Here is a 24,253-nt window from a genome sequence, read left to right on the forward strand (position 1 = left end):
AAAAAGTCTTTAAAAACGATATCAGCCGGAAGGTCATGGTATCGTTTTCAGGAAAAAGTCTTTAAAAACGATATCAACCGGAAGGTCAGGGTATCGAAAACTTAAAAAGTCTTCCTTTCCGATATCTTCTGTAATCAAAGGTATCGAAATAAAGGAAAGCACTTCTTACTCGATACCTGCCAAAAGACTCCTAAATGGCGATTTTATCCCAAACCTTAGATTATTACCTCCGCGGGACAATTTTCAGAGGTGAAATTATCCCAAAAGTTTAAAAATGCTTCACTTGGGATAATTTTGAGCGGCGAATTTTCAAGTCAAGTGCAACCGCAGTAAATAAGAATTGCCCATAGGGCCCTTGATATAATGGTGTTGCTAAACAAAAAACATCAAAGGAGCACCTTATGAGCAACTACCATCATCTTACACTAATGGAACGGGAAATGATAATGCTGTGGCTATCACACGGTTGGAGTGTTACAGCTATTGCAGATTATTTGGGACGTAACAAGTCAACCATATCACGTGAGATAAAAAGAAATTCATATCAAACTTTCTATAGAGCTTCTACTGCCCAAGGAAAGTATGAAACAAGAAGATTGACTTGCCGGATGCAGCCCAAGCTCTCTAATGAGGCTTTGAAAGAGACTGTAAGAGAAAAGATAGAAGTGTACCAATGGTCCCCTGAACAGATTGCAGGACGTCTCAAACATGAGAACTCAGAATACTCAATAAGTTACAGCACGATTTACCGTGCACTGCACAAGAAAGTGTTTAACAGAAAAGGTGAATACGGCAGAGGTCTGATCTTGAAGCTTAGGCGTAAAGGTAAAAATGTAAGACGCAAATTTGAAAAGCGTGGAAAGATTATAATCTCCAACCGAATAGAGGATCGTCCTGAAGAGGCCAATAAACGTCTGAGAATCGGTGATTGGGAGGGTGATACCGTAGCTGGTGTATTTAACAAGTCTTGTCTGGTAACACTTACAGATCGACGCAGCCGATTCTTGCTTAGTAAGAAGTCCAGATCCAAGTTGTCAGATGACGTAAATGAAGTTATGTCCTCTCTCCTGAAAGGACAACCGGTATTCACCGTGACCTTAGATAGAGGCAAAGAATTTGCCAGACATGCTGAGATCACTAAAGAAACCGGCATTGAATTCTACTTTCCGGCACCTCACCAACCCTGGGCTAGAGGAACAAACGAGAATACCAACGGCTTACTTAGAGAATATTTTCCAAAAGGAAAGGACATAACACAAATGACAGATAAATTAGTCGAACAGGTCGTGTATAATCTGAACACCAGGCCAAGAAAGTGTCTGGGCTATGCAACACCTTACGAGGTCTTCTATTCAACCACGTTGCACTTGACTTGAAAATTCGCCGCTGGGATTTTATCCCAAACTGCAAGAAAACCTCATCTTGGGATAATTTCGAGTTCAAAATTTATCCCAAAGTCCCGAAAAATGGCTCGGTGGGATAATTCAGCCCCGTTTTATCCCAAAGTCGCGAAAAATGACCCGCTTGGAATATTTCGCCTCCGTTTTATCCCAAAGTCCCGAAAACTACCCCAACGGGATAATCTCATCACTTTGCGTCATGCGCCTCCCGGGAACAGCCCCAGCCCTCACCGGTACAGCCTCCATTGTCCGTAAATACGGGACTTCCGCCCGCCCCGTTCCCTCCCGATTATGGGACAAACCCTTGTCAAGACTTTAATAAGGATAAGCACGCGTTATAATATACACATGAGCAAACACAGACCATACATCTTTATGACACAGGACAAACTGATGGATATCTGCAGATACGATGTCGGCTGGATCGATATCGTCGGCGGAGATGACACGGATGCATATCCCGAGTCAGGCTTTGACGTCCAGTGCGAGAATGAATATCCGATGCAGCTGTCAGACCTTAAGACTGCGCTCGGACATTTCGAGGATGAACAGCTCTCTTTCAAGGATTTCATATTCGACTGGTGGGCCCCGCTCACCACTTATTTCTATGAGGATCTGCTCCTGGATGAACTTCTGGGACCCGACCCCGACCGCATCTACGATTTTCCGTGCCCTCCCATCCCCGAGACGGAAGAGGACATGATCGTCACCATAATGGTCAAGCTCGCCCAGGTTGCTGACAAGCTCGATGAGGAAAGCAAATTCCCGAGAGGAACGGCATCAGAGGTCCTCGGTATACCCGAGCTCCTTAATCTCATCGAGAATTTCGAGGAAAACAAGGATCTTCCTTTTGAAGAACGCACATATACCAAAGAGCAGATGCTCGCTTTCGTAAACCACTGGGACAACAACCTGCTCCTGTCGGATGCTCCCAAGAGCATCATCTCGAGATTCGTCTATTTCACGGACCTGATGTGCGAAGAGCACGTTTTCGAAGCGCTCAAGATCAAGGCTTTTGCCTGCAACGGCGGCAACAGCGCTTACAGCTGCGATTACGCCGAGGCTGCAAGGCTCTTTGAGATCCTGCTGAGGGAATTCGGTTTCGGCTATGCGGCCAACGCGCTGGGATTCATCTATCACGACGGCAGGCTTACGGGCAAGCCCGACTTCAACAAGGCGTTTTCCTACTTTGCCATCGCTTCGAACTACAACATTTTCGAAGCAAAGCTCATGTTCGCGGACATGCTCCTTTTGGGCGAGGCCGGCAATCCGGATCCGCTCCTTGCATATAACATCTTCCTTCAGGTATATCACGACGCCAGGATCAGGTTTGAATCCGGCGAGTACAACATATGCCTGCCGGAGAGCGCTCTGAGGATCGCTCATGCGCTTGCGATCTTCCCGGACCAGAAGGCCAAGAGGCTCAAGCTTCTCCTTGAGGCATCCTATTCCTCTTTCGTCCGCTATCAGACAAACAAGCTCTATTCCGACCTTGAATTCTCAAAGCACATACAGACCGAGATAGACAAGGTCATCAACGAATTCACGCCGAAGGATCACATCAAGATCAATTCATCCTGGCAGATGTTGGGCAATGAGGACGTCTCCGATGTCTTCGACGACTTTACGGGGCCTCCGTTCCCCGCGTATTACTCGCTCCGCGCAAAGAAGCTTAAGGGCAAGTTTAAGCTCACGATAAGACGCCACTCCATCTTTCCCGACACCAAGGCACCCCTGTCGCTGTCGGTACAGCCATGGGCGCTCCGCGTCGGCCTGAGCGACAGGCTCGATTTCTCTTTCCCTGCGGAAAACATAAACCACCGCATTGAGATTCTGGCCAAGGCCCCCGGTTATCTCACCTTTGACAAGCTGGTCGTAAGGAACAATGCCAAGGAGGGCACATCGATATTCACGTTCATAAATGAAGGAAGAGTCTGCTTCGAATTTGCCGCAGACAAGATCTTCTTCAACAAGCCCTCCGGAACGAACCTCGGCTGATCTCGGCTGATCTCGGCTGTTCAGGAATTATAACTTCCACAGACAGCGGACGTTCTCAGTATGGTTTTCGGGCTGGAATATCTTCCGGTTTGGTATATAATTGCGCTTGGGGAATAATAGAACAGGTGCATATAACGGATGGCAATCAATGCAGGATCCAGTAAGATACGGCGGCTTATAGCGTCGGTTGTTTTGACCGGCGTGTTGCTTTCTGCCTGCAGCACGGCTCCTTCGGAAGCATCCTCTGAAAGTACGGACAGAACTTCCGCAACAGCTGAAACCACAGAAACCACGGAAACATCGGCTGCCACCTCAGAGAACACCACGTCTTCCGCAACGCAGACAAGCCAAATGGAATCGGAGACTACTCCCTCGGAAACCGAAAACACAACAGAGGAAACAACTGACGCCTCCGACACCTCTGACACATCCGAAACAATTGACACATCAAACACTTCCGCTCCTTCAGACACCGCGGAAACTTCATCCAGGGATGTGGGATCGGGCTCTTTCGGCTTTCAGAAAGGCGACCTCGTATACCATTCGTATACCGACATCTCGATGCTTATCCAGCCTGAGGACGTCACTGTCTACGACTACGAGGCAAGGACATGCAAGTGCGACTGGATAGACATTTTCTATGTAAAGGAAGCCTTCGATTACAGCGAAATGGATTCTTCCTACCGTTTCCTCGGCTTCTACGACAACGACACATCCGTCACTTTCTCGGGCTATACCGATATCGGAACGTGGACCACGCCCAAGGGTTCTGATCTTGAACTCTACATCACCGAGATAAAGATAATATCCCACAATCTCGAGATCAGGCTCCGCCCCGCAAACCCGAGCCAGCCCGAAAAATACAATGTCTCCATATGCGGAAGAGGATATTACGCCTCGGCAGAACAGCTTCAGATGATGGACGTGGTATTGAGCGCGCTCCATGAAAATCCCGGAGTCGATCCGCTTGAAGGCATCGTCCCCGGCATCAGTCACACATATTATTTCTGAGACAGCAGTTTCTGATACTCTTCGACCGTCTTCTGCATGACGACGTTCCACGAGTAATTTTCTTCGATGAACCTTACGGCATTAGCCGACTTGGCTGCTAACGTATCCTTCCCGGCAATGGCCTTTCTGATGCAGTCAGCAACGCTTTCGGCATTGTTTTCGGCCATCCAGCCGCAGTCCGTCTCAGTGATCTTCTCACCTAAGTTCGTGCCTCTTGTTACCAGGCACGGAACGCCGTAGCTCAGCGCTTCCAGGATGCCGCCCGGCATTCCCTCGTGGCGCGACGTCTGCACGAAAACATCACCGTCCAGGAGTGTATCCTCCTTGTCTTTTCCGAGCACCTCATGGTGGAGCGTTACGACTTCACCGACTCCGAAAGATTCGATGAGCCTTTCCATGTTCTCGTATCTGCCGAAATTATCGGGGCCGTAGATATCCAATGTCACATGGTTCTGCTTCATGAGATCCATCGTCTTGCTGACGGCTTCCAGGAGGATGTCGAGGCCCTTTACGTGAGCGTCGAGACGTCCTATGAATACGAGTTTCAAACCTTCACTGCGGAAAGACTCTTTCCTGATCCCGGGCATCGTCACGCCGTTGGTCGCAATGAACTTCCTGCGTCCGAATGATGTGGTGTCGTACTCCTGCTGCGAGAGGCACTGCAGTCCCAGAGCGTTGTTTGTAAAACTGTTGAAGAGCAGGATGTTTGCCACCGTCTTCTTGAGTTTCTTCTGAGCCTGCGCCTCCTTGCGGAGTTCGCCGTGCGGGATCACGACATAGGGGATGCCCCTGCTCTTGAGCTGCTTCCATATGCTTAGGTATTCTTTGCGGTAGCACTCCTGGAAAACAACAAGGTCGGGGCGGTTAAATGGCTCCGGAATCCTGTCTATGTCGAACTTTTCCATCAGCGGGAACTGGTCGATCAGATCCGTTCTGTCCTTCTCCCTTATGTTGTACAGGGCAGCCTGATGACCGAGAGCCCTTTGCTCTTTGATGTACTGCGGCACGACGACGCACACGCCGCTGAACGGATTATCCGCGATCGAACCTATATGCAGTATTATCATGACTTTTTCTTCCTGTGCAGCATCTTCTTGAATATCCAGCCGCGTATGCCTCTGGGTACCAAAGCCACGATGAACTGGATGACTATTACGGAAGCATAGTCGAACCACGAGATGTAGCCCGTGGCGTAGACCATCTTAAATCCGGCTTTGTATTTCTTGAAATAAGCCCAGCCGCCTCTCCTGTCGTACATGTCCTTGCCGATCCTGACAAAGACAAGGGACTCGTCAATGTTCTTGCAGTGTATGCCGTTCTTCATCATGCGGACCCAGAGATAAGTGTCTTCCATGAGCGGGCAGGACTGGTAATTGCCTGCAGCCAGGACAGCGGCTTTTTTGAACATTACGGTTACGTGGTTAAAACCGTCGCGGCGCTTCTGGTATTTCTTTATCTCGGCGTCCGTCAGCGGGACCGTTCTCTTCGCGACGATGGTGTCGGGAGTATCCTCAAACTCGTCCTCGTGGCTTCCGACCACATCCAGAGACGGATCCTTCTCAAACTCGGCAAGCTGCTTTTCGAACCTGTCTTCCCTGCAGATATCGTCCGTATCCATTCTCGCGATGAGGTCATTCGAACACTCCGGAACGCCTGCGCGGAGGGCAAGTCCCAGGCCCTGGTTCTTTTCGAGGGGAACGCGCTTTATGAGGCCGGGATGCTCTTTCTCGTACTTTTCAAGAACTGCGTAAAGTTCACCGGTAAGAGGACCGTCTTCGACGACGACCCATTCATCAGCCGGTACGGTCTGTCTCAGGAGGCTCTGAAAGCACTCCTCGACATATTCAGGCTTTTCCTTTATGTAGAGCGACAACAATACGCTTAGCTTGGCCATAATACTCCTCTTCGTTAGAAGTATATTCTACTATATGAACGTACAAAACCATATTAACGTTCAAACTGTTATTTCCGTCAGGCGCCGAGGATCTGACTGACAAATGCCTCATTGTATTCAGTGGCGGTATAACGCGGCGAGCGCTCCATCTTCAGCTTTTTAAGCAGGAGATCCGGGTGCTTCGCAAAGAACGCCTTCATCTTCTTCCTGTCGCCCGAAAAGCGCTCCTCAAAAGCCTGGCGCATCAGTTCCTTGAACTTTTCGTCACTGCACGGCATGGATAGCATCAGCTCGTTTGCGGCGCGCGTGTCATTGCGGAGCCTTTCCTCCCATTTGCCGCTGGTGGATATACCCTCACCGTAGCCGTACATTACGACGGGATACGGGCAGCGGATCATTTTCACGCCTTCATATGCCATGAGCCTGTATGAGAGGTCTTCGCAGTAGATGACCTTGCCTTCGATCATCTTCAGATATTTCAGGAGCACCACGTGTTCGATGAGCGTCGATACGCCGTGGACGTTGTCTGCAACGACAAGATTATTGAGCCTTACGGCTTCAGGATCATAGCTATCTTCCGAATAGCACTTAACGATCTGCGGATAAGCCCACTTTTTGATGACAGTAAATTCTTCAGCGTTCGAATCGAAGATCAGGATATCTCCGAAAACAAGCGGCGCGTCATTTTTTGCCGCGCAGTCAAAGAGTTTTTTCAAAGAATCCTCATCATAGAGATAATCGCCCGGACTTATGAGCTTGACGTATCTTCCCGAAGCCTTTTCGACACCGCTTATGACGTTGATGACGGTGCCGTGGTTTTCGGGACTCATGGCAAGAACGTAATCTTCAAAACCGGAAGTTTCGAAAAAAGCGCTTATCTCATCAGAGAGATTGTCGGAAGAACCGTCATCGGCGATGACGATCTCATAACTGACCCCTTTCTGGAGCATGATGGAACGTAGTGTCTTCTTAAGATCGTTAAGATCGGCGTTATAAGTCAGTACGATGACCGAGATATCAGGATTCGCCATACATGCGCTCGTAGTAAGTCTGATATTCGCCGCTTATGATCTCTTCCCACCATTCGCGGTTGTCGAGATACCACTGTATTGTCTTCTTGATGCCGTCAGCGAACTTCGTCTCGGGAAGCCAGCCGAGTTCATTGTGGATCTTCGTCGGGTCGATCGCGTAACGCATGTCGTGTCCCTTACGGTCCTGAACGTATGTGATCAGCGACTCGGGCTTGCCGAGTTCCTTGCAGATGAGCTTTACGATGTCGATGTTCTTCATCTCGTTGTGACCGCCGACGTTATATACTTCGCCGACTGTGCCGTTGTGGATGATGAGGTCTATCGCCCTGCAGTGATCCTCAACATAGAGCCAATCACGGACGTTAAGACCTTCACCGTATACCGGGAGGGGCTTGTCATGCAGGCAGTTTACGATCATGAGAGGGATGAGCTTCTCGGGGAAGTGATAAGGTCCGTAGTTGTTCGAGCATCTCGAAATGGTGACAGGCAGACCGAACGTGCGGTGATATGCCATTACCAGAAGATCCGCGCCGGCCTTCGACGAGCTGTAAGGTGAAGATGTGTGAATGGGTGTCGTCTCTGTGAAGAACAGGTCGGGACGGTCCAGAGGAAGGTCGCCGTAGACCTCATCCGTGGATACCTGGTGATATCTCTTGATGCCGTACTCCCTGCACGCGTCCATAAGAACACTCGTGCCGATGATGTTTGTCTGAAGGAAGATCGAAGGATCCTTGATGCTCCTGTCAACGTGGCTCTCGGCAGCGAAGTTTACGACCATGTCGGGATGTTCTTCCTCAAAGAGCTTGTAAACGCCTTCCCTGTCGCAGATGTCGAGCTTTACGAATCTGAAGTTCGGGTTGTCCATAACGTTCTTGAGCGTGGACAGATTGCCTGCATATGTAAGCTTGTCGAGGCAGATGATCCTGTAGTCCGGATGCTTGTCCAGCATGTGGAAAACAAAGTTAGAACCGATAAATCCTGCTCCGCCCGTTACGATAATGTTCATGTATCAAGACCTCTTTTCTTGTGTTCAGTTGAATTCTTATATATCTCTTCGACTATAGCTTCTGATGAATGATTATACTTCAAAAAGGACTCATTTAAAATCCGGAGGCGCTCCTCCCTGAGGGGATCTTCCCCGGAAAGCAGCATCTTCAGGGTCTTTGAGAGTTCGTCCCAGTCGTAAGCCTTATAAAGTCCCGGAAGGATCTTCCTGAATACGTCAGTGTAATCACAGTCGAACGGACAGTATATCACGGGCTTGCCGCTTAAGAAAAACATCGGAACGACGGATGAGATGTCCGAGATGAGGATATCCGTCGTATTAAAAGTGTCGAGTATGCTCTTGTTGGGATCAGTCTTTATTCCCGCATTATCCCAATCAGAAAGGATCTCAGCCTTTTCCTCCTCAGTCATTACGCCCTTCTTGATGAAGTTGTCCCACATCATGGGGTGAGGCCTTACGGTAAGTGAACCGCTGCCCATATCAAAGCCTGTCAGAGGTTTGCAGTAATCGCTGAAATGACTGACTCCGACAGCCGGATCGGTACTCCATCTCGGCGCCCAGAGAACGCTCGAATAACCGCATTCCTTATCGAGCTTTAACCCGTTTTCGTATGCGGGATGACCGACGTTGAAATAACGCCTGTGGGTGCCTGACGAATATCTTTTGTTCAGCATGTCCGTGAGCGCGTCATCTTCCATGAAACCAAGATATACATTCTCAAAGAAATCATTCGGATATTCATCGTCATGGATGATCTCATGCGTGGCATAGGTTATGTAGCAGAGCCTCGTCTGACGGGCGATCTCCCCGCTCTTGAGATGTGCGGGATAGTACTCGTTGTATGGTCTTTGGAGAAACACGTAATCGAAGCCCTGAAGATCGATGTCACACCATGCGCCGTCCTTTATGGCGGTAATGACATTCCCGTTAACGCATTCGTTTACGAAATAATCGGAGACATTATCCGCAAAAGTCCTGCTCTTGATGTCATAGGACGGGATTATTATGAGCCATGGCTCGAAACGCTTATCGCCGCACATTATCTTATATACGGGTTCGAGCACATGCCATACCTCGGGCATCTGGACGATGAATCCCACCTTGACGGGATCTCCAACGGGCTTTGATTCAAACTCGCGGATGAAGCGCTTGGCACCCTGTGCATCCAGACGGTGCTTGGCTTTCCTCAATGCTTCTTTAAACGCAGAATCAGCCATCACTTCTTCCCCTTGATCTTCTTATACATGTCGATAAAGTAGTTGCGCTTTACGACCATGACTATTAAGACGATGACCGTGATGACGATGCGTACCCATAGGAGGCTGTAGAGCAGTGCTCCTCCTGCCGCCACGATGCAGAAAAGTCCCAGGATGGCAAGAAGGAGCTTGTAGTCGTACATGTCGTCCTTCATGTTCTTTTCCTTCAGTACCTTCTTCATCGCGATGTAGTTGCAGAGAGCAAAGAGCACATAGCTTGCGAGCGTCGTATATCCTGCGGCAACGATACCGAAATAAGGTATCAGCCACCAGTTCAGTACGATGTTGACCAGGGCGGATCCGATGGAAGCCCATACGAGCTCCTTCTTCCTCTCATAGAAGAACTCGACATTGATGAAGAGCTGCGAATAGAACAGGAGAAGTATGCTTACAGCAACCGGCAAAACGACGTAATTTGCACCCGTGTATTTTTCGCCCGCCCAGAGCAGGATTATCTCAGGCGCGTACCAGATTACGCCGCACAGAAGAAGGCTCATGAGCACGGATATCGCGACCGTGACGCTCCTGTTCTCTTTCTGCTTGCCCTCCTTGAGTTGTCCGTAGAACCACGGCACATATGAGTTGTTGATGGCATTGAGCACGAACGTCAGGACCGTGGCGAGCTGGTAGGCAACGCCGTAGACGGCCGCGGCGCCCTTGTCGATGATGTGGTCGATCATGAGCCTGTCGCTCATGTTGAATATCGTCTGGGAAAGATAGTACGCGATGAGCGGTATGTTGAAGCTCAAGGCATATTCCCAGTATTCCTTTTTGTAGAGCTTCTTGCCGCGGAAGGTGTTCGCGATGAAGAGGTAGCCGCCGAACACGAGAGTTACGGCTGCAAAACCGATGATCCTTCCGTAACCGCGCTCTTCGATATTGAGCACGATGAACAGTGCAAGAACAGGAGACAATATGGAGTTAACGAGCGAAGCCGCAACGACTTCCTTCCACTTGAATTCAAACCTCTTCTTGCCTGCCCAGAGAGACCATGCGCTGTTCGTGATGATGTCGAAGAACATTATCAGCACGATCCATGTCGGCATCTCGAAAACAGTGTTGAAAAGCTTCCTGAAAGGAAGATAGATCAGCACGAACAATCCCGTCAGATATAAGAAAATACCCTGTACGGACGATATGTAACCGTCCCTGTCCTTCTCGAACTTTACCATCGCTGTCGAGAACGAACCGTACGCGAGATTGAGCGTCAGTATTATCGTGATTATGCTCGACCACGTGTTATAGAGAGTAACGTCGCCGTACTGCTCTGTCGTGAGGAGCCGTTTGGCAAAGATCGGCATCGTAAAGAAAGAGATGCAGCGCTGCAGGATGCTGCAGACCGCATACGCACCCGAAGCCTTTAAAGTGACCGGAATCTTCTGCCATTTTTCCCTGATCGAGGTCATTATCTGCTCCGTATGTACTCTTTGAATTCAGAGTAGTCTCTGATGTAATCGGCGGGATCGTAGTGATCCGAAGCAGCAACGCACAGTACCGAATCCTTCTGGAGCCACAGCATCTCACGCCAGGTGGGTTCCTCTATGAGAACGCCTATGGAAGGGTCGTAGAGTTCTATCTCTTCCCTGCCGTTGTTGTTCTCGAGTATCAGCTGGATGCGTCCGTACGGACAGAACAAAAGCTGCTTGAGCGCTTTGTGTGCGTGGAATCCTCTCCTTACGCCCTCGGGCACTTTGGAGATGTAGTAGATCCTCTTGATGTCGAAAGGAACGTCCTGCTCAGCCTCAAAGAAAGAGAGCTCGCCGGCATTGACCGTCGGGATCGTCTTGATATGAATTACCTTACAGCCCGCAACGGTATCCTTCTCGTTGATGTCATCATCCTTGAGCACCGAATACCACTTGAGGTCATCGATGCCTTCATATCTTGCGAGGACCTTTGCGGGAATGTCCAAAGCCTCGTGGAAGTTATGCTTGTCGTAGAACCTTACGGCTCTCGTATTCTTTCTGCTTACGCACCAGTAAACGCTCTCAAGTCCAAGTTCCTCAAAAGCCTTTTTCAGGATCATCTCCATGCCGGTCCAGGCATAGCCCTTGCTCATGGCCTTGGTCCTTACCGTGATCGCAAATTCGGCACTGCCGTCCTCTATGTCGCGGAGCGTTACCGTGCCCATGTATTCATCCTCGTCGGATGCTATTGCAAGGTTGATGTCCTTGCTGCCTTCAATGCTCTTTTTAATGAATGCCTCGGCGTCGCTCAATGTCTTCGAAGCGAAATCCGTGCGGAGCTGTCCTACGACGCTCTCGTCGTGCATCCACTCGAGCATCAGCGGGGCATCCCTAAGTTCCAGTTGTCTCAGATGCATCGCATTTCTCCTTAGAAACTGTTTACAGAATCGATAACGTACTGTATCTGCTCATCAGTCATCCCGTAGTATAGCGGAAGGCTGAGTTCGGTGGCACTTATCTCTTCGGCAATAGGAAGGCAACCTTTACCGAGGCCGAGATCACTGTAGCATTCCTGCAGATGGATCGGTATCGGATAGTGCTTGTTCGTCTTTATCTCAAGGTCTGCAAGGTGCTTTTCCAATGCATCCCTTTCTGCGCACCTTACGGCGTAGATATGCCATACGGGAACGCAGTCCTCCCTAACCACGGGAAGTATGACCTTCTCATTTTTGATGCCCGCGGAATAGAGTGCGGCGATCCTTCTTCTTTCCTCGTTCACCTTGTCGAGCATTGGCAGTTTTGCAGCCAGGAAAGCCGCCTGCAGCTCATCGAGCCTGCTGTTGTTGCCCTTGTAGATGTGGTGGTATTTATAGTCGGAACCGTAATTGCCCAAAGCCCTTACCTTTTCCGCGATCTCTTTGTCGTTTGTTATGACGGCTCCCGCATCGCCCAGCGCTCCCAGGTTCTTTCCAGGGTAGAAACTGAATCCCGCAACGTCGCCGAAGGTTCCGATCTTTCTTCCCTTGTATGTCGCGCCGTGAGCCTGAGCGCAGTCCTCGACGACATAAAGGCTGTGCTTTTTCGCAATCTCCATAACCGGATCCATGTCACAGGCCTGACCGTAGAGATGGACCGGCATTATGGCCTTTGTCTTAGCCGTTATCTTATCTTCGATGCGGGAAGGATCGATGTTGAACGTGCTTATGTCAGGCTCGACAAATACGGGCGTTGCACCCACATAGGTAACCGCAAGGGCAGTCGCGATAAACGTGTTCGACGGAACGATGACATCGTCCCCTTCGCCTATTCCGAGAGCCTTCAGCGCGAGCATCAGCGCATCGAGGCCGTTGCCCGTTCCCACGGCATACTTAACACCGCAGTATTCGGCGAATGCCTGCTCAAAGGTTTTGTCTTCCTCACCCTCGATATACCACGATCTTGTAAAGACGCGGTCAAAGGCTCCGCGGAGTTCCTTATCGAGCTCCTTTTCGAGCGGGATAAAACTGACAAAAGGTATTTTCATATGTAGCAACACTCCCTCGATTTGTTCTCTGATGCCGCTCAGGCCTCATCCGGAAACTTATAATCGCCGAACGATACGTTGTAAGGCGGGTGGGCGACTCTCTGGTCCACGGGCGGCAGAGTCATGTAATCGCCGTACTGGGCCGTCAGTGTCTTCGCGTAATCTTTCTGTATCTTGACGTCGATCCCTTCGAACTGTACTGACTTCGTCGGGAAGGACTCATCGTACCTGATGAACGAACTCGTGACATCAAATTCGGACCAGGTGTCGTAGCAGATGATGTAGTCGCTCTTCGGGTGCTCGATGAGCTTTAAGTATTTCGCGAACTGCTTTTTAGGATAGTCCGGATCGGAAGCATGGATGTCGTACATCAGCCTCTTTGCAAGGCTCGAGACAAACGCCCCCACACCCTTGCCCTTTATGAGCTTGGCCTTGAACTTGGTGTACATGTAATTGCGCTTGAGGTCCATCGTTTTCTTCGCGATCTTGAGATGGTCCTCATCAGCATAATCGTAAAGGAATATGTCGAAATTGATCGGCCTTCCGTCCTTCTCGCCATCCTTCTCGAAACTGTCATGCCAGTTATCCGAGATATAGACGGTGCCCCTGTAGTTGAGCTTCGGGAAGAACTTATCGTGCCACTCGTCGTCACTGTCCGCACTGCTCAGATAGAGATTGCCTGTATCCTGAGTCTCGAAAACCTTCTTCAGCTTCTCGTATTCGGTGCGCATCATGCCGACGTCGATATCGTCATCCCACGGGATGAATCCCTTGTGTCTTATGGCGCCGATCGCGGTGCCGTATGCAACGAAATAATCTATGTCATTGTCCCTGCAGATCTTGTCGAACTGACGCATCATATCCGTCAGAATTATCTGTGTCTTCTTAAGCAGGTCCTGTTCGTATTCCTTGCCCATCGCTATCTCCTGTCAGATCTCGATCTTATATGCCACATGGCACTCACGCTTTGACGGATCGGGGATCTTCATGTAGTCGCCGAACATTCTGCCCAGCACCGTATCGTATGCGGCGGGTATCGGAAATTCATATCCGCAGAATTCGGCCATCGTCGTCTCGCGGAGGATCTCTTCGGGATAGTTCTCGTTGTCGTAGCTTCCTGACGGAACGCCGACCCAGCCGGTATGGCGCTTCATGTTGCCGATCTTTTCGCATCTTCTGAGGTAATACTTCATTCCTCCGAAATGCGAGAAGAACCAGCCTATCCTTCTCCTGAAGTTCACGTATTCGGCGATATCCTTGTTTTCCTTCGCCTTCTCCATGATTATCGGCGACGGGTACTTGTAGTCGATGCAGACGCTCGCTGCGTTGTAGACGAACTTGTAGTGCTTCCAGTGAAGCTTGCGCATGAAGCTGTTCGCGGGAACATTCTCTATTATGAACACGTCAACGAAGAGCATGTCGAAAGCATCGATCCCCGCGAGCGGGATCTCGACATATTTCGTGCCCTTCTTGTATATCTTGATCGCTTTCGAAAAATACAGGTCGTCGCACAGGGGCTCGGCAACCAGATACTTGTCGGGGAACTCCTCCCTGAACCTTGCGACGAGTTTTACGGCCTCTTCCCTGAACATGAAGAGGTCGATGTCATCATCCCACGGGATGAATCCCTTATGCCTTACGGCGCCGAGCATAGTGCCGCCGGCGAGCATATATTTGATGTCGTATTTCTCACAGACGTACTTAACGTCCAAAAGGATCTTGAACAGCTCTCCCTGAACCTTCTTCAGGGTCTCATCGCTCAGGATGTACTCCTTAAAGCTCTTCGAATACATTTCCTTGCTGCTGATCAAAGAGTTACTTCCTTCCTGCTGCCTTAATCCTCAAAAGAATCAGGGAACTTGTAGTCTCCGAAAGACGCGCGTACCGTCTTGTGGACATCCTTCGCATCCCCTTCGGGAGGCGTCATGTAATCGCCGTAGAGCTTCGTGAGCGCCGCGTCGTAATCCCTCTGCATCCTGACCTCAAACCCCTCGAACATGCCGGGGACCGTCGGGAACACCTGGTCGTATCTTAAGAGCGATGCCCTTATGTCGACTGCTTCCAGGTCATCGAAATTAATTATGTAATCGCTCTTCGGGTGCTGCACGAGCTGCTTATATTTCTCATACTGCTTCCTCGAAGCATCCGGATCGTTGTGATGGAAATCATACATAAGGCGCTTCATGAGGCTCATCACGAATGCCCTCGCACCCCTGTTCTTAACGATCTTCGACTTGAACTTGTAGTACATGTATCTGCGCTTGAGCTTCAGCGCCTTCTTGATCGTATCCTCAATCTTCGCAGGATCGTTGTCCACATAATCGAAAAGGAAGATGTCCAGATTGATCGCCTTGCCGAACTTGTCGCCGCTCAGCTCAAAGCAGTCGTTCCAGTACCCGAGCTCCATCTCCGTTCCGAGATAGTAGAGTCTCGGATAGACCTTCTCATGCCATTCGTAATCGCCGTCAGGACTTGCCAGATAAAGGTTCCCCGTATCCTGTGACTCGAAGACCTTCCTGAACTTCTCATAATCCTCGCGCATCATGCCGACATCGGCGTCATCATCCCATGGGATGAATCCCTGATGCCTGACCGCACCCAATTCGGTACCGTAGCAAACGAAGTATTCTATATCGTTGTCTCTGCAGATCTTGTCGAACTGGCGCAGCATGTCAGTGATGACATACTGGACCTTTTTCCTCGTATCTGATGAAATCCTCTCCATATATCCACTCCCGGCAGATTCACGGCAAGCGAACATAGACCCGCTCCGGCCGTGATAAGCGATTATAACACTATAATTTATTACAAGCAAAATTATATAAATATGACTCCGTAGTGAACGGCGGCCCGTTTCCGCTTCTTCGTCTCGTTCATAGTATCGAGCTTGCGATTCTGCAGTGCTCACGTTTCCGTACGAGTTCATAGCATTCAGCTTGCGACTTCCGCACAAGCGAAGCGCGGAGGACCCGGAGCAAGCGGAATTGCTATGAACGAGTCTTTACAAATCGTCTTTCCAATGTATAATTGAGGCGTCCAAGGCGGAGTGTGATTCTCCGACCGGCGGTGAGCGCCAGAAGCGTAAGCCCGCAAGCCTCATAATTTTTTTCAAGGTGAGGTTGACCCAGTGAGATTCTAGGGGCCGACGGTAAAGTCCGGAAGAAAGGAAGTGTATTTTCTATGACTGAAACTCAAGTAACCGTTAAGGCGGATTCCCGTGCTGCGCGCAAGATCATGATCCGCCGCATCGCCGCATGCGCCATCCTCACGGCAATGGCAGTACTCCTGATGTATCTCGAAGTGCCGCTCCCGTTCATGCCGGCATTCCTGAAATTCGATTTCGCCGAGCTTCCCGTACTCATCGGCACATTCGCTCTCGGCCCGGTCTGGGCCATCGTGATCGAGCTTCTAAAGAATCTCATCCACCTTCCCGTCACACAGACAATGGGTATCGGAGAGCTTTCAAACTTCATCACCGGAGTCATCTATGTCGGCACGGCAGGTCTCATCTACCGCAAGTTCCGCACGAGAAAAGGCGCTGCAGTATCCATGATTATCTCAACACTCGTTCTCGCTCTGATCGCAATCCCCGTAAACGCATTCATCACATTGCCTCTCTACGGTTCTGCGATGGGATTCCCTCTTGAAGCCATCATCGGAATGAGCGCAGGCGCCAATCCGCTCGTAAAGGACAAGATCTCGCTGCTCCTCGCAGTATTCGTTCCCTTCAACCTTTTCAAGGGTATCGTTGTCGGCACGATCACATTCTTCGTTTACAAGCCTATCTCAAAGCTGATCAACAGGACTTACGATCAGACGCACGAACAGCCCAAGAACAAAAGGGCGTGATACTTTCGTCTGCAGAAGGTGCACCAGTGCTGATTTTCGTGCTGTTTTTAACCGGATTTCGGTACTGAAAAATGCACTTTTAACCTTTTTGCTCTTTTGAGTACGTTTTTTCGCCGTAATCCGTACTCTCCGGTGCACTTCGCGGAATCACCCTGTCACGCTGAGATGCATATCAGAGCACTCTTGCCGATCCTATCTTCTCCCGACCGCATTCTCGGCGATCATGGATATCGCCTTGACCGACTGAGGCCATTCGGGATGTGCTACCGGGAAGACGTGGTGCATTATGAGGTCGCCGTCGTTTTCGGCATCGTAGAAGAGCACGTTCTCGAAATGCTTGCTGAACTCGCGGTCCTGTTCGCGGAGGAAGTCCTCTTCGCCCGTGATTATCGCGAGCCTTAAGTCGGTGTCGCGCTCCGCTATGAGGTTGAGATCGTAGACATAATCCGGAAGGCGCAGAGGTTCATTTTTGGTGTTGATCTGTTTCTCGAAATATATACCAGGGAAACCTTTCCTGGGGTTTCTGATGCCGGGACAGACAAGGCCGGCCGACTGAACGGTGCCGTTGAGCTTTTCGAAAACCCACAGGCCGTGACGGATATGTCTGCTCCTTGCGGCAATGGCGACAAGGTAAGCCAGGTACCCGCCGGCGGAATCTCCGACAGTATGGAAGGTCCTGATGCCGTATTTGCTGCTGATGTAGTTCATCGCATGGAATATCTCGTTTACTATCTGCGATATGTCGGAATCGGGCATTAGAGTGTAGTCGACATTTACGACCGGGATGCCGGCCTTTATCGCAAGGTGCATGCCGAAGTTCTGGTCAAGGACCTTGCTGCCGTATACGAATGCTCCGCCGTGGATCAGGATGAAGCATTCCTTGGGGCCGTAACAGCCGAACGGTGTATAGACGTCGAGCTTTAAGGGTTCGTTTCCGTTCTTGTAAACGAAGTCCATCTCCGCCTTGCATTCGGCCGGGAAAACCTCTTCTTCGAGTCTCGGTGCGTCGCTGATCGTGCAGTTCTTTATGAAGAGCTGTCTGTTCTTCTCTGCTTTATAACGGACAAAAGAATTGAGCATGTGACGCCTCCTTTATGTGAGGTCAGCCTTTCTTCAGCGAGACAGGCTTGGTCCTTGGTAACAGCAGACCGGCGATGATCCAGAAATACGGTGCAACATTCATAATGCTGCTGCTCAATGTGGCCTGTGCCGCGTATGCGATGAAGACGCCCAGGAAGATCCATGTGAGGCTTCTCTTCACATCGTCCTTCTCGGTGAAGACTGTCTTGACCGCACCTGCGCCTGCACAGATAAGCATTACGAGATAATTAACGAGGGCAAATACACCCTGTGTTGCGAGCGTGTGAATGTATTCACAGTGTCCCTTGGACTGTACATAGTCACCCTGCTTCCATCCGGGCATTTCCCTGAATGCCTGTGCAAGGTTATCGAGACCGATACCCGTAAGCCAGTGCCTGCGGACGCTGTTGAGCGCGGCTCTCCATATCCTGCCTCTGCCGTTTCCGAAACCGTCGCTTCCGGCCTTTTCCTGGAGATCCTCGGCAGTAACTTCGATCCTGCTCGTGATGTAAGGCGTGCAGATAATTGCGATGATGATGACCGCGATGTAACCGATAATGAGAGTTAAGAAGTCGATCGTTATCTGTCTTAATGAATCCTTGTCGATCGCGCCCTTGCGCATGACGATGAGCGACACGATGTACATGAAGATCATGCCGGCCATGCCGATCCAAGCAAGACGCGCCTTGCTCGCGAGGAGCGTGTAGAAAAGAAGGAGCGATAATGCCAGCGTTCCCCATTTCGCAGCCTTTGACTTAAGGAGCTTCGAACTGAAGATGAAAAGGCCTGATACCGCAGCTGTAAGAACGCATGAGAGCGTGCCGTAGAAGTTCGTGTTCTGGAGCGTTCCGTATGCCGTGTTGGGCATGCGGTTGACCGCGTAAAGACAGTATGAGATCTCGATGTTGAAGGACTGCAAAAAACCCAAAATGCCTTCGATAACAGCTATGATCGCATATGAGAAAAGGAGCTTTTTTCTGAGGTTCGGATCCACGATCATGGAGCCTGCGAAAAACAGTCCGTAATAGCAGAGGAATGTCTCGGGACGCTCGCTGTAGAAGAGCACGCCGTCGGCGAACACGCCGAAGTTTACCGAGCAGAACATCGAGATGAGCATGAATGCCGTCAAAGTGAAAAAGAAGATGTCGGCAAGGTACAGTTTGAATTTTCCGCTGACCGCTCTCGAGATCAGATTCAATACTATGAGAAGGACAAAAATGCCGCCGAATATCATGACGATATAAGGCTGATAGTAAGACGGATAAAGGAATCTCAGTTTCTTGATCTTCGCCTTGATGAGGAACTCCGTGATGATCTCCGCAACAGGCAGGAACATGAGGAGCGCCATTGACACGTAACAGAATACTTTATCGGAAGTGATCTTCGCGAGAACAGGCACCTTCGCCTCAGCTTCAGCAGTCATCCTTTATAACCCCTTTAACACAAAACATTTAGTAATCTGATTCATTATAAAGAACTTGCAAACCATTTAAAAGTCCGTGAGTACTATACTTCGACAATGATATATAATTGTCACAGAATGAATCTCCGGGAGGAAAAGATATGTCTGTTGACTTACCGCAGGAACAGCTTACAAAGCTCGTCGCATCGTTCATGAGCTACTCCGCAGGTCATCTTCCTGATGACGTTAAAGCCCGTCTCGCACAGATGAAAGAGACCGAGAACGAGGGCTTTGCACCCGATATCTACAACGTAATGGAAAAGAACATGCAGCTTGCTCATTCCCTGGGCAGGCCTTCATGCCAGGACACCGGCATTCCTCAGTTCTTCGCAAGGGTCGGCTCCAGATGGCCTTACATGGACATCATCGAAGACACACTGATAGACGCAGTCAGGGAGGCTACAGCCAAGGCTCCTCTGAGACCTAACGCGGTCGAGGTTTTCGACGAAGTAAACACAGGCAACAACATCGGGACGCACAGCCCCTGGATCGACTGGGAGATCGTAAAGGACAGCGACGTTCTGGAACTCTATTTCTACATGGCAGGCGGCGGATGCTCACTGCCGGGCTTCTCCAAAGTCCTTATGCCGCTCGAAGGATACGACGGCATCGCGAAGGCGGTTTTCGAACAGATGACGACATACGGCGTAAACGCATGTCCTCCCTGCCTCGTAGGCATCGGCATCGCAGGCTCTTCCGAAGTTGCAGCCAAGCTCTCCAAAAAAGCACTCTTAAGACAGGTCGGTTCGCACAACCCTAATCCCAAGGCTGCCCAGATGGAAAAGCTCATTGAGGACGGCCTCAACTCCATAGGCCTCGGCCCCGGCGGATTCGGCGGAAAGCTCTCCGTCATGGGCGTAAACATCGAGCAGGCATCAAGACACCCTGCAACTCTCGCCATGGGCATGTCCACAGCATGCTGGGCGCACAGGAGAGCGGGCATCAGGATCAATCCCGACTTCACCTACGATCTCTTCACACACAAGGGGGCAGTCTTATGAGCACTTTCGAATTCACGACACCCGTATCCGATGAGGATATCAGGAAAGTACATATAGGCGATGTCATCTATCTTACAGGCGACATCGTGACCGGCAGGGACGACGTTCACCACAGAGTCGTAATGTCCGGCAAGATGCCTCCCGTGGATCTTACGGGCAAGGCCATCTTCCACGCGGGACCGATAATGAAGAAGATCTCCGCCGAAGGCGAACCCGACAAGTACAAGGTCATCAGCGTAGGCCCCACGACTTCAATGCGCATGGAAAAAGCCGAAGCGGAGTTCCTTGAAAAGACGGGCGTTAAGATAATAATCGGAAAGGGCGGAATGGGTCCCAAGACGACACATGGATGTATCGACAACTGCGCGATCCACACCATCTTCCCGGGCGGATGCGCAGTGGTTGCAGCCGAGGAAGTAACGGACGTCGAAGGCGTCGAGTGGCTCGACCTCGGAATGCCCGAAGCCATGTGGAAGCTCAAGGCCGAGCGTTTCGGACCCCTGATCGTATCGATCGATTCATACGGCAACAACCTCATCGAGAATAACAAGGTCGATTTCAACGACCGCAGGGAAAAAGCTCTGGAAGAACTCAAGGGCAAGCTCGATTTCATGGGTTAACTGATGGATCCGAACAGCAGTCCCGCCGTCAGCAGCACATCTTATCCTGACCTCAAAGCGCTCTCAAAAGAGGGCGTCAGGCTTCTCATCTTCGATCTCGACGGAACGCTTCTCGATTCCATGAGCGTATGGCACGATGTCGACAAGGAGTTCCTCGGCCGTTACGGATATGAGGTGACTCCCGACTACACGGAATTCGTCAAGCGCGTCTCCATCGAGGATGCCGCAAGATATACGCAGACCAAGTACCGCATCCCCATGACATGGCAGGAAGTCGCCGCCACATGGGAATCGATGGTATATGAATTTTACCGTTCTGAAGTAAACCTCAAAGAAGGCGCGAAAGAGTATCTTGAGGAAGCAAAAAGGCTCGGGTTTTCACTTAGCGTTACCACTGCCCTTTCCCGCCAAAACGCCGGCGCGGCGCTCACTCACACAGGCATAAAAGAACTCTTCGACTGCGTCATTACTCTGGAAGATCTGGGCGGAAAGATCGACAAGAGTTCACCCGACATCTTCCTCCGCGCGACTGAATATGTGTCAGCATCAGGCATCAGGATCGAGCCCTGCAGGGCTCTCGTTTTCGACGACGTTCCGCAGGCGCTGAAAGGCGCCAGATCCGGCGGATTCCTCACGTGTGCCGTATATGATAATATCGGCTGCGGAGGTCCCGAGGGGTGGGAGCGCTTCGCAGCCGAATGTGATTTTTCTGTAATGCGTTTCTGAATCAGTACTTATTCCGGGTTGTTCCTTTACCTCCTGCCCTTTCCTTTATCCCTTAATCTACGGCCGTAACTCAGATATTGATTACAGAATGATACTATGCTTATCCGGGTTAATTCTGTTTTCAATCCTCCTTCTTTTCTTCTTTGTTTTCCTCCTTAGACATTTTTTTATTTTCGGAAATCTGTTCTGCTTCTTTCATTTCGGCAGCCTTCTTCTCTGCTGCTTCCTTCTCCGCACGGGCCTTTGCGATCTTCTTTCTTCTCTTCTTGTTTGCTGAGAAGATTATGATGAGGATTATTACCGTAAGGACTGTCATGAAGATGAGACCCGGGATTATGGAGATGATCCACAGGAGGAGATCCTGGAAGAACTCTACCGTGTTTTCCCACATGTCCTTGAACTGATCCGTGACTCTCTCGCCGTAAGTTACAACGTGAGCCTCCTCGACTTCCTTCTCTTCGAGAACCTCTCTTAAAGTGAGATTGAGCGTTGCGAACTGTACCTGGTTCTCGAGCACCCTGATCCTGGATTCGGAGCTCTCGATCTGGTATCTGACATCAGTAAGCCTGTTCTGAAGGATGATGATGGTATCGAGATCTTCAGCCTGCTTTAAGAGTTCCATCAGCTGGTCGTACTCGACTCTTAATGATTCGATCCTGGACTTTGTGTCAACATATTCGAGAGTAACATCTGATGTGCCCTCACTCGAAGAAGTTACCGTGCAGCTTCCGCTTACAGCGCTGATGAGAGCATCAAGCTTTTCCGCGGGAACGCGTACGGTGTATGTTCCGGTGCGCAGGTCCCTGTTGTTGCCCGTTCCGTTCATGGAAGAATACTCGATATATCCTCCGCACTCCCTGACCTTGTTCTCGAGATCTGCGGAAACCGATGCGTAATTCGTCGTCTCGGCAGTGATGCTCACGGTCCTTATAAGAAGTCTTCCCTGTGTGGGATCCATGTTGACCTCGGTAATGTCCGGGGTGTTCTGCGTGACCACGTCGTTCTCGAAATATTCCGCTTCCTCATCGGCATATCCGAAGTTGTCGCTCATATCCATGGAATATGTAATTCCCTTGTTCGAGGAAGCACCGCTCAGGTATGAATTCGTTTCATAATTGGCATAAGCGCTGTCATTGTGGGAGCGCACCTCCGAGGAAGCTGCCTTTGCCTTGCTCAGATATGTGCCTGCGAAAAGCAATAACACGAGCATGCTGGTCGCAACCGAGCCTGCCACTATACCTATGATCGCACCTTTTTTCATATATATATCCTCCGTATCCGGGCATGGTTTGTTTCCCGTTATTACCCTATATACAGACGGGGTCCGCGAAATGTTGCACCCCCTCCATGATTTTTTTCGCGGGGCGGGGTCAAAGAGTATATACTTATCCCTATGAGCATCTCGAAAACACAACATGACCTTTGGGAATACCTTGCGCTTGAACGCCGCCCCATCGCCCTCTACGGCACGGGCGACGGCGCCGACAAGATAATCGCCGTGTTAAAGAGTTACGGCCTTGCTGACCTTATAGCCGCTGTCTTTGCGAGCAACGGCTTTGTCAGGGACCGCATGTTCCACGGCTATAAGGTAATGTCATACGCTGACTGCTGCAGGACTCTGGCAGACGATTTCATCGTCCTCGTCTGTTTCGGTTCTTCAAGACCCGAAGTCCTCGAGCAGGTCGGAAAGATCGCTTCAGGCAGGGAACTCTACGTCCCCGATGTCCCCGCATACGGAAACATACTGTTCAACCGCGAATACTATGAGACCAATAAGGAACACATCGGAAAAGTCTGTGCGCGCCTTGAGGACGATGCTTCAAAAAACTGCTTCAGAAACTACATCGATTATAAGCTCTCCGGAAGTCTCTCATATCTTGCCGCCTGCGAATCGTCTCCTGACGATGAAGCCGCCCTTCTTTCCGGCATCAGGAACGGCTGCTATGTCGATCTCGGAGCGTACTATGGAGATACCGTAAAGAGATACCGCGAGATCATTCCGGGTTTAACATCATGCGTTGCCGTCGAACCCGAGCGCCATTCTTTTGCAAAGCTCGAAGCATACGCGAAGGATCTGTCGGACGAAGGCTTTGACATAAGATGCATCAACGCACTTGCCGGAAGCTGGACCGGGACAGAACTCGTATCCTCATCAAGAGGCAGGGGCACAAGAGCCTTGTCCAACAGCAATGTGGAAATAAAGAACACCCGCGAGATCGACGTGGTAACCGTCGATTCTTTGGGCATAAGTGACGTGAGTTTCATAAAGTTCGATGTCGAGGGTTCCGAATCCGAAGCCATCGAAGGGGCACGTGAAACGATACTCAGATCACACCCCGTCATGAAGATCGCCTGCTATCACAGGAGCGAGGATGTTTTCGCCATTCCGGAAAAAGTGCTCGGGATAAGGGACGACTACAAGGTCTTCATGCGCCACACCAGATGCATCCCGGGATGGGATACCGACTTCTATTTTGTCTGATAAGGAAA

At 50.4% G+C, this 24,253-nt stretch carries 22 protein-coding genes and 1 riboswitch; of the genes, 8 read left to right on the forward strand and 14 right to left on the reverse strand.

All coding sequences use genetic code 11. From position 1 onward, the window contains the following. Positions 1 to 401 precede the first annotated feature (401 nt). The 3 genes from BO18_RS23070 to BO18_RS23085 all read left to right on the forward strand — a co-directional run bounded on the left by BO18_RS23070 (position 402) and on the right by BO18_RS23085 (position 4,409). A complete protein-coding gene (locus BO18_RS23070) occupies positions 402 to 1,376 on the forward strand; it encodes an IS30 family transposase (protein WP_034449535.1) in 975 nt (324 codons plus the stop codon). Positions 1,377 to 1,793: 417 nt separating this feature from the next. Then, on the forward strand, positions 1,794 to 3,398 hold the full coding sequence (locus tag BO18_RS23075) for a sel1 repeat family protein (RefSeq protein WP_185752555.1): 1,605 nt from the start codon (positions 1,794 to 1,796) through the stop codon (positions 3,396 to 3,398). Positions 3,399 to 3,536: 138 nt separating this feature from the next. Further along, entirely contained in the window at positions 3,537 to 4,409 is an 873-nt protein-coding gene (locus tag BO18_RS23085) for a hypothetical protein (RefSeq protein WP_185752556.1), read from the forward strand. On the opposite strand, the gene BO18_RS23090 is transcribed toward BO18_RS23085, so the two are convergent. The 11 genes from BO18_RS23090 to BO18_RS23140 all read right to left on the reverse strand — a co-directional run bounded on the left by BO18_RS23090 (position 4,400) and on the right by BO18_RS23140 (position 15,750). After that, positions 4,400 to 5,476 carry a glycosyltransferase gene (locus BO18_RS23090; protein ID WP_034449971.1) on the reverse strand — a complete coding sequence of 359 codons (1,077 nt, stop codon included), beginning with the start codon at positions 5,474 to 5,476 and terminating at the stop codon, positions 4,400 to 4,402. The genes BO18_RS23085 and BO18_RS23090 overlap by 10 nt on opposite strands. Next, entirely contained in the window at positions 5,473 to 6,303 is an 831-nt protein-coding gene (locus BO18_RS23095) for a glycosyltransferase (RefSeq protein WP_034449973.1), read from the reverse strand. The genes BO18_RS23090 and BO18_RS23095 overlap by 4 nt, the downstream gene beginning before the upstream one ends. A gap of 77 nt (positions 6,304 to 6,380) precedes the next feature. Beyond that, positions 6,381 to 7,334, reverse strand: coding sequence for a glycosyltransferase family 2 protein (locus tag BO18_RS23100; RefSeq protein WP_034449975.1), 954 nt, complete (start codon positions 7,332 to 7,334; stop codon positions 6,381 to 6,383). Next, entirely contained in the window at positions 7,321 to 8,340 is a 1,020-nt protein-coding gene (rfbB, locus tag BO18_RS23105; RefSeq protein WP_034449977.1) for a dTDP-glucose 4,6-dehydratase, read from the reverse strand. The genes BO18_RS23100 and rfbB overlap by 14 nt, the downstream gene beginning before the upstream one ends. Then, positions 8,337 to 9,557 (reverse strand): CDP-glycerol glycerophosphotransferase family protein, encoded by a 1,221-nt coding sequence (locus BO18_RS23110; protein WP_034449979.1) that lies wholly within the window; start codon positions 9,555 to 9,557, stop codon positions 8,337 to 8,339. The genes rfbB and BO18_RS23110 overlap by 4 nt, the downstream gene beginning before the upstream one ends. Then, on the reverse strand, positions 9,557 to 11,002 hold the full coding sequence (locus tag BO18_RS23115; protein WP_034449981.1) for a lipopolysaccharide biosynthesis protein: 1,446 nt from the start codon (positions 11,000 to 11,002) through the stop codon (positions 9,557 to 9,559). Before BO18_RS23115 ends, BO18_RS23110 begins: the two co-directional genes overlap by 1 nt. Continuing rightward, a complete protein-coding gene (locus BO18_RS23120; protein ID WP_034449983.1) occupies positions 11,002 to 11,919 on the reverse strand; it encodes a GNAT family N-acetyltransferase in 918 nt (305 codons plus the stop codon). Before BO18_RS23120 ends, BO18_RS23115 begins: the two co-directional genes overlap by 1 nt. A gap of 11 nt (positions 11,920 to 11,930) precedes the next feature. Further along, entirely contained in the window at positions 11,931 to 13,025 is a 1,095-nt protein-coding gene (locus tag BO18_RS23125; RefSeq protein ID WP_034449985.1) for a DegT/DnrJ/EryC1/StrS family aminotransferase, read from the reverse strand. 38 nt (positions 13,026 to 13,063) lie between these two features. Then, the gene (locus tag BO18_RS23130) at positions 13,064 to 13,942 is read right to left on the reverse strand and encodes a LicD family protein (protein ID WP_034449986.1); all 879 of its coding nucleotides are present in this window, start codon (positions 13,940 to 13,942) and stop codon (positions 13,064 to 13,066) included. A gap of 12 nt (positions 13,943 to 13,954) precedes the next feature. Then, a complete protein-coding gene (locus tag BO18_RS23135) occupies positions 13,955 to 14,836 on the reverse strand; it encodes a LicD family protein (RefSeq protein WP_034449988.1) in 882 nt (293 codons plus the stop codon). Between the two features lie 23 nt (positions 14,837 to 14,859). Beyond that, positions 14,860 to 15,750 (reverse strand): LicD family protein, encoded by an 891-nt coding sequence (locus BO18_RS23140; RefSeq protein ID WP_185752557.1) that lies wholly within the window; start codon positions 15,748 to 15,750, stop codon positions 14,860 to 14,862. Positions 15,751 to 16,053: 303 nt separating this feature from the next. After that, positions 16,054 to 16,200, forward strand: a riboswitch (FMN riboswitch). 5 nt (positions 16,201 to 16,205) lie between these two features. Between BO18_RS23140 and BO18_RS23145 the strand changes: the two genes are divergently transcribed. Beyond that, positions 16,206 to 16,874, forward strand: coding sequence for an ECF transporter S component (locus BO18_RS23145; RefSeq protein ID WP_051689085.1), 669 nt, complete (start codon positions 16,206 to 16,208; stop codon positions 16,872 to 16,874). Between the two features lie 192 nt (positions 16,875 to 17,066). Here BO18_RS23145 and BO18_RS23150 read toward each other — a convergent pair whose 3' ends face one another. Then, complete coding sequence (locus BO18_RS23150) at positions 17,067 to 17,954, reverse strand: alpha/beta hydrolase (protein WP_034449991.1); 888 nt, start codon at positions 17,952 to 17,954, stop codon at positions 17,067 to 17,069. Positions 17,955 to 17,976: 22 nt separating this feature from the next. Continuing rightward, positions 17,977 to 19,377 carry an O-antigen ligase family protein gene (locus BO18_RS23155; RefSeq protein WP_034449993.1) on the reverse strand — a complete coding sequence of 467 codons (1,401 nt, stop codon included), beginning with the start codon at positions 19,375 to 19,377 and terminating at the stop codon, positions 17,977 to 17,979. 140 nt (positions 19,378 to 19,517) lie between these two features. On the opposite strand from BO18_RS23155, the gene ttdA reads away from it, so the two are divergent. Genes ttdA through BO18_RS23170 form a run of 3 tightly spaced genes read left to right on the forward strand, consistent with a single transcriptional unit; the run spans position 19,518 to position 21,763 of the window. Then, positions 19,518 to 20,417, forward strand: coding sequence for a L(+)-tartrate dehydratase subunit alpha (ttdA, locus tag BO18_RS23160; protein ID WP_034449995.1), 900 nt, complete (start codon positions 19,518 to 19,520; stop codon positions 20,415 to 20,417). Continuing rightward, the gene (gene ttdB, locus BO18_RS23165) at positions 20,414 to 21,037 is read left to right on the forward strand and encodes a L(+)-tartrate dehydratase subunit beta (RefSeq protein WP_034449997.1); all 624 of its coding nucleotides are present in this window, start codon (positions 20,414 to 20,416) and stop codon (positions 21,035 to 21,037) included. Before ttdA ends, ttdB begins: the two co-directional genes overlap by 4 nt. Positions 21,038 to 21,040: 3 nt before the next feature. After that, a complete protein-coding gene (locus BO18_RS23170; protein ID WP_051689086.1) occupies positions 21,041 to 21,763 on the forward strand; it encodes an HAD family hydrolase in 723 nt (240 codons plus the stop codon). Positions 21,764 to 21,884: 121 nt separating this feature from the next. Here the strand turns inward: BO18_RS23170 and BO18_RS23175 are convergent, their stop codons facing one another. Continuing rightward, positions 21,885 to 23,024 (reverse strand): DUF4349 domain-containing protein, encoded by a 1,140-nt coding sequence (locus BO18_RS23175; protein WP_034449999.1) that lies wholly within the window; start codon positions 23,022 to 23,024, stop codon positions 21,885 to 21,887. Positions 23,025 to 23,156: 132 nt separating this feature from the next. Between BO18_RS23175 and BO18_RS23180 the strand changes: the two genes are divergently transcribed. Next, complete coding sequence (locus BO18_RS23180) at positions 23,157 to 24,245, forward strand: FkbM family methyltransferase (RefSeq protein WP_034450001.1); 1,089 nt, start codon at positions 23,157 to 23,159, stop codon at positions 24,243 to 24,245. The last annotated feature ends 8 nt before the right edge of the window (positions 24,246 to 24,253 follow it).

This window comes from Butyrivibrio sp. AE2032, assembly GCF_000702965.1.

What these genes read in the sequence shown, in the direction of transcription:
- BO18_RS23175 (WP_034449999.1), bottom strand. Translation starts at nt 23,024, where the DNA reads ATGAAAAAAGGTGCGATCATAGGTATAGTGGCAGGCTCGGTTGCGACC.
- BO18_RS23125 (WP_034449985.1), bottom strand. Translation starts at nt 13,025, where the DNA reads ATGAAAATACCTTTTGTCAGTTTTATCCCGCTCGAAAAGGAGCTCGAT.
- BO18_RS23095 (WP_034449973.1), bottom strand. Translation starts at nt 6,303, where the DNA reads ATGGCCAAGCTAAGCGTATTGTTGTCGCTCTACATAAAGGAAAAGCCT.
- BO18_RS23170 (WP_051689086.1), top strand. Translation starts at nt 21,041, where the DNA reads ATGGATCCGAACAGCAGTCCCGCCGTCAGCAGCACATCTTATCCTGAC.
- BO18_RS23085 (WP_185752556.1), top strand. Translation starts at nt 3,537, where the DNA reads ATGGCAATCAATGCAGGATCCAGTAAGATACGGCGGCTTATAGCGTCG.
- BO18_RS23070 (WP_034449535.1), top strand. Translation starts at nt 402, where the DNA reads ATGAGCAACTACCATCATCTTACACTAATGGAACGGGAAATGATAATG.
- BO18_RS23090 (WP_034449971.1), bottom strand. Translation starts at nt 5,476, where the DNA reads ATGATAATACTGCATATAGGTTCGATCGCGGATAATCCGTTCAGCGGC.
- BO18_RS23140 (WP_185752557.1), bottom strand. Translation starts at nt 15,750, where the DNA reads ATGGAGAGGATTTCATCAGATACGAGGAAAAAGGTCCAGTATGTCATC.
- rfbB (WP_034449977.1), bottom strand. Translation starts at nt 8,340, where the DNA reads ATGAACATTATCGTAACGGGCGGAGCAGGATTTATCGGTTCTAACTTT.
- BO18_RS23115 (WP_034449981.1), bottom strand. Translation starts at nt 11,002, where the DNA reads ATGACCTCGATCAGGGAAAAATGGCAGAAGATTCCGGTCACTTTAAAG.
- BO18_RS23130 (WP_034449986.1), bottom strand. Translation starts at nt 13,942, where the DNA reads ATGGGCAAGGAATACGAACAGGACCTGCTTAAGAAGACACAGATAATT.
- ttdA (WP_034449995.1), top strand. Translation starts at nt 19,518, where the DNA reads ATGTCTGTTGACTTACCGCAGGAACAGCTTACAAAGCTCGTCGCATCG.
- BO18_RS23150 (WP_034449991.1), bottom strand. Translation starts at nt 17,954, where the DNA reads ATGCTCAATTCTTTTGTCCGTTATAAAGCAGAGAAGAACAGACAGCTC.
- BO18_RS23180 (WP_034450001.1), top strand. Translation starts at nt 23,157, where the DNA reads ATGAGCATCTCGAAAACACAACATGACCTTTGGGAATACCTTGCGCTT.
- BO18_RS23110 (WP_034449979.1), bottom strand. Translation starts at nt 9,557, where the DNA reads ATGGCTGATTCTGCGTTTAAAGAAGCATTGAGGAAAGCCAAGCACCGT.
- ttdB (WP_034449997.1), top strand. Translation starts at nt 20,414, where the DNA reads ATGAGCACTTTCGAATTCACGACACCCGTATCCGATGAGGATATCAGG.
- BO18_RS23100 (WP_034449975.1), bottom strand. Translation starts at nt 7,334, where the DNA reads ATGGCGAATCCTGATATCTCGGTCATCGTACTGACTTATAACGCCGAT.
- BO18_RS23120 (WP_034449983.1), bottom strand. Translation starts at nt 11,919, where the DNA reads ATGCATCTGAGACAACTGGAACTTAGGGATGCCCCGCTGATGCTCGAG.
- BO18_RS23155 (WP_034449993.1), bottom strand. Translation starts at nt 19,377, where the DNA reads ATGACTGCTGAAGCTGAGGCGAAGGTGCCTGTTCTCGCGAAGATCACT.
- BO18_RS23075 (WP_185752555.1), top strand. Translation starts at nt 1,794, where the DNA reads ATGGATATCTGCAGATACGATGTCGGCTGGATCGATATCGTCGGCGGA.
- BO18_RS23145 (WP_051689085.1), top strand. Translation starts at nt 16,206, where the DNA reads ATGACTGAAACTCAAGTAACCGTTAAGGCGGATTCCCGTGCTGCGCGC.